Origin of the sequence: Peptoniphilus sp. BV3AC2 (assembly GCF_000478945.1) — a bacterium.
Taxonomy (GTDB): Bacteria; Bacillota; Clostridia; order Tissierellales; family Peptoniphilaceae; genus Peptoniphilus_B; species Peptoniphilus_B duerdenii.
Genome location: NZ_AWXD01000013.1, coordinates 1 through 7,402, shown reverse-complemented (window position 1 = coordinate 7,402; position 7,402 = coordinate 1). Strand labels below are relative to the sequence as shown.

Here is a 7,402-nt window from a genome sequence, read left to right as displayed (position 1 = left end):
GAGAGGAGAAAAAGAAAGTATCATAGAAAAGATAAAAGAGTATAAGCAAGATAGTGATAGTTTTAATAAAAAAAGACAAATGACTAAAGACTATTACAAAAATCAAGAAAGATAAGACCTGGTAAAAATATCTTATCCAAGCTATAATATGACCAAGAAAATAAAGGCAGATCGAGGAGGTAATAGAGATGAATAAAAGGCAAGAGATAATAAATGAACTCATAAAAGCAGATCAAGATGGAACATATAAAACCTACAAAAGCACAGAAGAAATAAAATCAATGAACAATGAGGAAATACAGATTATATATTCCAACATGAAAAACTATCTATCAGACAAAAGAACACACACAAACTACTAAAGGTGGAAAAGCAAAATAAGAGCAGAAAAACAACAAAAGGTACAAATACCTAAGTAAGCTATAAAAACTTCAAAATAAAGCATTCCACCACCAAGAACAACCAAATAAAAACAAGCAAAGGGAAGTATAGAAAAATTAAAGCCTATACTTCCCTTTTTTTAATTCAAACAAAGGAGAGAAAACATGATAAACGAAGAAATAAGCAAAGAAGCAGGTCAAGCAGCACAAACCATAATAACATACACCATAAAGGCAGCAAAAGAAACAATCAACTTAGACAAAGAAATAAGAAAAAAGATGAATGATACTTTAGAAAAAGCAAACGGAAACCTAAAAAGTCTTATGGGCGATGAAATGAAAATAAAAGACCTCTACAAGAAAGGACAACTAGAAAATATAAGCATAGATCAAAGCGACCTCAAAGACTTAAAAAAAGAACTAAACAAACTTGGAGTAAGTTTCTCAGTAATGAAAAACAAAGAAAGCAAAAACTATGAAATATTCTTCCAAGCCAAAGACATAAAAGTAATGGAATATGCCTTTAAGCAAGTCATAGCCAAAGAAAATAAAAAAGAAAAAGAAAGTATCCTAAAACAAATAAAGAAATACAAAGACCTATCCAAGAACAAGGATAAGACAAAAGAGAAAGTCAAAAGAAAAGTAAAAGAAAAAGTAAAACCAAGTAAAAAAGATATGACCAGAGAAATCTAAGGGAGTAACGAAAAGTTACACCCTTAGATACAATAACAAGACTTCCGAAAAGCAGAAGTCCAGAATTCCGAAAATCGGAAATCAAGAATTTCGATTATCGAAAATCAAGAAAGGAGCAGATATGGCAACAAACAAAAGATATTATTGGATAAAACTAAAAGAAGAATTTTTCACAGACAAAAGAATAAAAAGATTAAGAAGAATATCGGGAGGAGATACCTACACGATAATCTACCTAAAACTTCTACTACTAAGTCTAAAAGATGAAGGCAAACTCTATTATGACGGAGTAGAAAGTGATTTTATAAAAGAGTTAGCACTAACCATAGATGAAACAGACGATGATGTAATGGTTACAGTTAATTATTTAATCAATCAAGGCTTATTAGAAGTTGTAACAGAAAATGATGAATATTATTTAACTGAAATACCAAACCTAATCGGATCAGAAACAGCCTGGGCAGAGAAAAAAAGAAGATACAGACAAAATAAACAGAGGACATTGTCCTTAATGAGTCCAACCCATGTCCGACAAGAGATAGAGATAGAGAAAGATATAGAGATAGATAAAGATAAAGATAAAGAGGGAGAGATAGATAAAAAGTCCACCCCCATATTTTATGGAGAATTCAAAAATGTAAGGTTAAGCAAAGAAGAATATAAAAATCTAAAAGAAAAACTAAACTCACACACAGAAATAATGATAAATAAACTATCAAGATACATGGAAAGCAGTGGTAAGACCTATCAAAACCACTATGCGACAATCTTAAAATGGTATGAAGAAGATAAAGAAAAACTAAGACAGAAAGGTTTAAATAAAAAAATGAACTATGATGTAGGAGAATCTTTATAGATAAAAAGAGGTGGAAAGGCACTATTAAAGACTTTAAGTCTAAAAAGGTATAAAAGTATGCCAGAGATAATAAAAATATAAATATGACACTTTAAAGGCGATTAGAAAATTAAAAATCTAATCGTCTTTTTTATCGAAACAAACAGGAGGAAAAATATATGCACGAAAATAAAAATGAACAGAATACGGGAACAAAAACCATAAAGAAAATTGGTAAAGCAACCTATGAGGTTGTTGTTCACTTTAATGAAAATGCAACGGAAACAATGCAAGACAAATTAAAACGCATAATGATTAGAGAAATGGAGAGAGAAAAACATCAAAAAGTCGATAAAAATGATTAGAAAGTCCTTGACATGTTGTTACAGGAAAAACTGCCAAGTCAATTCTAATATCTTGTGGAGCAAGACTAGCACCCTTTGATATAAGAGAGCTTAGAGAACTAATGAGCGAAGATGAATTAGAGCTTGATAAAATTGGAGATAGAAAAACTGCTTTATTCGTAATAATATCAGATACAGATGATACCTTTAACTTTGTAGTTTCAATAATGTATTCTCAACTATTTAATCTTCTATGTGATAAGGCAGATGATGTGTATGGTGGAAGACTTCCAGTTCATGTTAGGTGTCTACTTGATGAGTTTGCAAATATAGGATTAATTCCTAAATTTGAAAAATTGATTGCAACAATTCGTTCAAGAGAAATATCGGCAAGCATAATACTGCAAGCACAATCTCAATTAAAAGCAATCTATAAAGACCATGCAGATACAATAGTTGGTAACTGCGACTCTACACTCTTTTTAGGAGGAAAAGAAAAAACAACAGTAAAAGAATTATCTGAAACCTTAGGAAAAGAAACCATAGACCTATATAACACATCAGAAACAAGATCCAATCAAAAATCTTTTGGTCTAAATTACCAAAAAACTGGCAAGGAACTTATGAGTCAAGATGAAATAACTGTAATGGATGGCGGTAAGTGTATTTATCAGTTAAGAGGAGTAAGACCTTTTCTATCTGATAAATTCGATATTACAAAGCATAAGAATTACAAGTTGTTGGAAGATTATGATAAGAAAAACTTGTTTGATGTGGAAGAGTATTTAACAAATAGAGATAAAATAAAAATAAACAGGAACAGTTTGATTACAAGATTATGAATTAAGCCTAGGATAAAAATATTTTTGGTATAATATCTATATAAACCATGGAGGTAGGCATATGAGGTCTTATGAAAGTAAGGAAGAATTAAAAAATGAGATAAAGAAAACTTTTGGAAAATATATTTCAGAGTTTGATAATATCCCAGAAGAATTAAAAGATAAAAGAGTAGATCAAGTTGATAGGACACCAGCTGAAAATCTTGCCTATCAAGTAGGTTGGACAACTTTAGTTTTGAAATGGGAAGAAGATGAAAAAAAGGGAATTGAGGTTAAAACGCCATCTGACAAATTTAAGTGGAATCAACTTGGAGAATTGTATCAATGGTTTACAGATACCTATGCTCATAAATCGTTAAAGGAATTAAAAGAACAACTATCACAGAATATAGAAGATATTTACTCTTTGATAGATAATCTTACAGAGGAAGAATTATTTAAACCACATATGAGAAAATGGGCAGATGAAGCAACAAAAACTGCAACTTGGGAAGTATATAAATTTATCCATGTAAATACAGTAGCACCATTTGGAACATTTAGGACTAAGATTAGAAAATGGAAAAAACTTAATAATTTTGTGAATGTAATTAAATAATAAGGTTGGTGCTTTAATTGAATTATGAAAAATTTAAAAAAATAATAAATAGAAAAACCTCTATAATAGTATTAGATACAAATGTAATACTTGACTTAGCTCGATATTCATTATACAGTAGCAAAAACATATTAGAAATTTTCAAGGAGTGTAAGGATTTAATATGGATTCCGAATCAAGTGTATAAAGAATTTAATAAAAATAAATATAGCGTATTCGGACAATTGAAAAAAAAGTATCAAAATTTTGAAAAAGATTTACTAAGAGTAATTGAAAGGAGTCAAAAAAATTTAGAGAGTGTCTTGATTAAATCATCTAAATATAATTATTTTGGAAGAAAAAATTTGGAGAATGATTTAAATAACAAGTTAGTTGAATTAAAACAAATAATCAAATCTTATAAAAATAGTGTTGGTATTGAATATGATGAAATAACAACAGATTCTCCTGAAATAATTAAAGATATAGATAATCTTATTTCATATTTAGAAAAAAATAATAGGATAGGTAATAGGATAAGGTTTAGTGAACAATTAAAAATTATTAGAGAGGGTGAACTTAGGTATAAATATAAAATTCCGCCTGGATATGAGGACATTAATAAAGATGGAGTTGAAAAATTTGGAGATTTATTTGTTTGGAAAGAGATATTAGATTTACCAGTTGAAAAATCAGTAAAAGATATTATTTTTATTACGAATGATATAAAAGAAGACTGGTGGAGTAAGGATAGTCAAGATAATTTAGTAGTTCACGATAAATTATTAAGTGAATTTAAAGAAAAAAATCCAAATGTAAATATTGAATTTTTAACAACAGGAATGTTTCAGAATTTCGCTTCAAAAGTATATGATAGATATGATTTTAATGTTTATGTAGATTTAAATAGAAAAGATGTGTCATATGTAGAAAGAGTAAAACAAGATATTTCTAATGATATAGTTGACAGTATTTATAATAACAACTATTATTATCTAGAATCGTATGTTATTGGAAGTGAGGGTATTGAAGAATTAGATATAAATAATTGTGAATTCAATGAGATATTAGATACTTATGAAGAGTTTACAGACGAGATTGTTAGTATAACTTATGAGCTAGAATATTTAATAAATTTAAGTTGTGTATCCTTTGATTATTGGGGACGTGATGATGATACAAAAGAAGTCATACAATCACCACCAATAGAACAAGAATTTAGTGGAAGTGTCATAGTTAATGTCACAAGATTAATTAATAAAGATGATATCGAAGAAGATTCTTTTTATATTAATAATGATAAAGAATATACAGATATTGAAATAATTGAAATTCAGATAGATCAAGATTCTATAAACAAAAATGAAGAAGACTACGATGACTCTTATTTAGAAGAGGAGAATTACAATAATGATTATGCATTTATTTGCTCTAAATGTGGAAAGGGATTTAAGGATAGGCGAGAAGATGTAGGTGGTATTTGTCGAGATTGTTCATTTAATGATTAATAATATAGGATATTTTATTAAAGCAGTAATTATAAAGTTTACTGCTTTTTTTATACTCAAAATTAGGAGGTTAAGATGTTAAGGATAAGAGCTCCTACTTAGAACAATTTAATAAGGAATAATGTATAGCGATTGGAAATAAATAGATCCAGTCGCTTTTTTAATTGAAATTTATAGATTAAGGAGAAGAAATTAATGGATAGAGAAATGATAAATATTAATGCAAATTTAGTTAAAGAAGTGGAATTATCAGAATTTGAAAGAGATGGAGAAAAAGTAGATGTAGCAAATTTTACTCTCATTAAAAAATATGGTAAAGGAAAAGAATATATAAATTGTTCAGTCTACGGAGAAAAAAGCGAACGTGCAAAAGAATTAGATAAAGGAGATCTAATCCATGTCTTTGGATATTTCAAAGAAAACAAAAAAGGAGATAAGGTCTACAAGAATTTTATAGTTAAATCACTAAATAAAATAGAAAATAAGAAAGAAAACTAGGAGGAATAATATGGAATTTTTTACAGCTGGAGTTGGAGTTTTAAAGACACTTGTAACTGCAATTGGTGCAGGTTTAGGAGCATGGGGAGTTATTAACTTAATGGAAGGTTATGGTAATGATAACCCTGGTGCTAAATCTCAAGGTATTAAGCAATTTATGGCAAAATAAGGACGGAATAACACAACAAATTCTCTAAAACAAAACATTAAATCAATGTAAGATTGAATGAAATCAATATTCATGCTATAATTGAATAAATTTAATGAAGAGAAAAAGAAGGATATTATGGCACTTAACTATAAACCATTATGGATACAGTTAGCGAAAAAAGGATTAAAGAAAACAGATGTAATAGCTATGGCAGGACTAACAACAAATGTTATGGCACAAATGGGCAAGGATAAACCAATTACATTTAAGAATTTAGAAAGAATATGTAAGGCTCTATCTTGCACTCCTAATGATATTATTAGTTTTGAAGACAATTTTAGTGAAGAGGAATAGTGAATGACTTTAAGGATAGAAGATCAAGCTAGGGATTATCCGAAATTGGTATTAGGCTTTGATGAAGCTGAAGACAACATTGATCAAGAGACTGGTCAAATAAAAAGCTTTAAGACAGATGACAAAACTAAGTCAACTAAGAAAAACCATAGCAAAGGTGCAGAGAGGTAAATATTGGCAGTATTCGGACTGCCTTTATTTTTTGTTATGAAGGGCATGTTTTAATGCTGGGGTAAAAATCCTTACAGAGCGTAGTTACCAACGAATCTAATAGCGACTTGCAAGTTTTAGATGGTGACATCTAGGAGAGAGAAAGCAATAGCGAAATAGTAGTAACAACGAATAGTGAGAAGTCAGCAGAATCCATAGTAGTGAAGAAGTTTCTGTAATGGAAATGGAGCGAAGGGAGGAACGATATTTATTGTAATATTTGAAAATGATGTACTATGACTTGATGGAACACAAGGAAGGACGTATTCATCTCTTAAGGTTCAGATACAAAAAGAATAAAGTTAAATAGATACATAAGTAATAAATAATATGATACAAGAAAATATTGAACCGCCGTATGCCGAACGGTACGTACGGGTGGTGTGATAGGGACTATAAATTAGCCCTTACTTGATTTTAGTCAATCTAATCTAATGGCTTAAGACATCACAAAGTATTATAGTCAACTCTTCCAATATATAAGCTAAAAATAGTGTCGGATGAATTTGATGTAAAAACTTACAAAAAATGGTAAAAAATCTTGAAAAGTGGTAATATTATCATGTATAGATACTTTTTCATCGGAATAAATTTCATTGTATATGGGATGTTTCTGAAAAAAAGAAAGAAAAGGAGGAAATAATGTTAAAATGTAAAAAAATAACAGCATTTTTTTTAGCTTGTTTAATGCTGTTAGGTACAATTGTACCAACTGGTGAAGCATTTGCGAAAGGTGCAAATCATTTGTCAAAAACAAGAATTAGTAGGATAGAAGTCAAAGATCGAAAAGGTAATACCATTGATCTTAATGAAAAAATTGAGGAAGACAAGGGCTGCAGACTAGAAATAGACTGGGATGCCAGTGAATATGGAGCAGATATTAAAAAAGGAGACTATTTTAATGTCACCCTTCCTAAAGACTTCAAGGCATCAAAAAGCAACTTTGCAGTACATACTCTTGATGGAGTGCAAGTTGCAAAAGCACAAGTAAATAACGTTAATTCTGAATC

10 protein-coding genes and 2 pseudogenes are annotated in these 7,402 nt (G+C 29.4%); all 12 read left to right on the top strand.

What is annotated here, in order from left to right; all coding sequences use genetic code 11:
* Positions 1–188 precede the first annotated feature (188 nt).
* The gene (locus HMPREF1252_RS09845; protein WP_002416383.1) at positions 189–362 is read left to right on the top strand and encodes a hypothetical protein; all 174 of its coding nucleotides are present in this window, start codon (positions 189–191) and stop codon (positions 360–362) included.
* Between the two features lie 183 nt (positions 363–545).
* Complete coding sequence (locus HMPREF1252_RS03875; RefSeq protein ID WP_002416382.1) at positions 546–1,073, top strand: PcfB family protein; 528 nt, start codon at positions 546–548, stop codon at positions 1,071–1,073.
* A 121-nt stretch (positions 1,074–1,194) separates the two neighbouring features.
* Positions 1,195–1,929: a phage replisome organizer N-terminal domain-containing protein gene (locus tag HMPREF1252_RS03870; protein ID WP_002416381.1), complete on the top strand. Its 735-nt coding sequence runs from the start codon at positions 1,195–1,197 to the stop codon at positions 1,927–1,929.
* A gap of 158 nt (positions 1,930–2,087) precedes the next feature.
* Positions 2,088–2,273 (top strand): transposon-encoded TnpW family protein, encoded by a 186-nt coding sequence (locus HMPREF1252_RS03865; RefSeq protein ID WP_002416380.1) that lies wholly within the window; start codon positions 2,088–2,090, stop codon positions 2,271–2,273.
* A gap of 14 nt (positions 2,274–2,287) precedes the next feature.
* Positions 2,288–3,094 (top strand): annotated as a pseudogene (locus HMPREF1252_RS03860) (VirD4-like conjugal transfer protein, CD1115 family); the annotation flags it as partial.
* 61 nt (positions 3,095–3,155) lie between these two features.
* On the top strand, positions 3,156–3,692 hold the full coding sequence (locus HMPREF1252_RS03855; protein ID WP_001258251.1) for a ClbS/DfsB family four-helix bundle protein: 537 nt from the start codon (positions 3,156–3,158) through the stop codon (positions 3,690–3,692).
* 17 nt (positions 3,693–3,709) lie between these two features.
* The gene (locus HMPREF1252_RS03850) at positions 3,710–5,179 is read left to right on the top strand and encodes a PIN-like domain-containing protein (protein ID WP_001105422.1); all 1,470 of its coding nucleotides are present in this window, start codon (positions 3,710–3,712) and stop codon (positions 5,177–5,179) included.
* Between the two features lie 195 nt (positions 5,180–5,374).
* The gene (locus HMPREF1252_RS03845) at positions 5,375–5,677 is read left to right on the top strand and encodes a hypothetical protein (RefSeq protein WP_023059456.1); all 303 of its coding nucleotides are present in this window, start codon (positions 5,375–5,377) and stop codon (positions 5,675–5,677) included.
* Positions 5,678–5,687: 10 nt separating this feature from the next.
* A pseudogene (locus HMPREF1252_RS03840) lies at positions 5,688–5,840 on the top strand (Maff2 family mobile element protein); the annotation flags it as partial.
* A gap of 123 nt (positions 5,841–5,963) precedes the next feature.
* Entirely contained in the window at positions 5,964–6,182 is a 219-nt protein-coding gene (locus HMPREF1252_RS03835; RefSeq protein ID WP_004829719.1) for a helix-turn-helix transcriptional regulator, read from the top strand.
* A 3-nt stretch (positions 6,183–6,185) separates the two neighbouring features.
* The gene (locus HMPREF1252_RS09710) at positions 6,186–6,353 is read left to right on the top strand and encodes a hypothetical protein (RefSeq protein ID WP_019124114.1); all 168 of its coding nucleotides are present in this window, start codon (positions 6,186–6,188) and stop codon (positions 6,351–6,353) included.
* Positions 6,354–7,034: 681 nt separating this feature from the next.
* On the top strand, positions 7,035–7,402 hold a 368-nt coding region (locus HMPREF1252_RS03830; protein ID WP_023059458.1), incomplete at its 3' end, for an Ig-like domain-containing protein.

Excerpts from the sequence above, each read along its gene's own strand:
- HMPREF1252_RS09845 (WP_002416383.1), top strand. The coding sequence starts at position 189 with ATGAATAAAAGGCAAGAGATAATAAATGAACTCATAAAAGCAGATCAA.
- HMPREF1252_RS03875 (WP_002416382.1), top strand. The coding sequence starts at position 546 with ATGATAAACGAAGAAATAAGCAAAGAAGCAGGTCAAGCAGCACAAACC.
- HMPREF1252_RS03870 (WP_002416381.1), top strand. The coding sequence starts at position 1,195 with ATGGCAACAAACAAAAGATATTATTGGATAAAACTAAAAGAAGAATTT.
- HMPREF1252_RS03865 (WP_002416380.1), top strand. The coding sequence starts at position 2,088 with ATGCACGAAAATAAAAATGAACAGAATACGGGAACAAAAACCATAAAG.
- HMPREF1252_RS03855 (WP_001258251.1), top strand. The coding sequence starts at position 3,156 with ATGAGGTCTTATGAAAGTAAGGAAGAATTAAAAAATGAGATAAAGAAA.
- HMPREF1252_RS03845 (WP_023059456.1), top strand. The coding sequence starts at position 5,375 with ATGGATAGAGAAATGATAAATATTAATGCAAATTTAGTTAAAGAAGTG.
- HMPREF1252_RS03835 (WP_004829719.1), top strand. The coding sequence starts at position 5,964 with ATGGCACTTAACTATAAACCATTATGGATACAGTTAGCGAAAAAAGGA.
- HMPREF1252_RS09710 (WP_019124114.1), top strand. The coding sequence starts at position 6,186 with ATGACTTTAAGGATAGAAGATCAAGCTAGGGATTATCCGAAATTGGTA.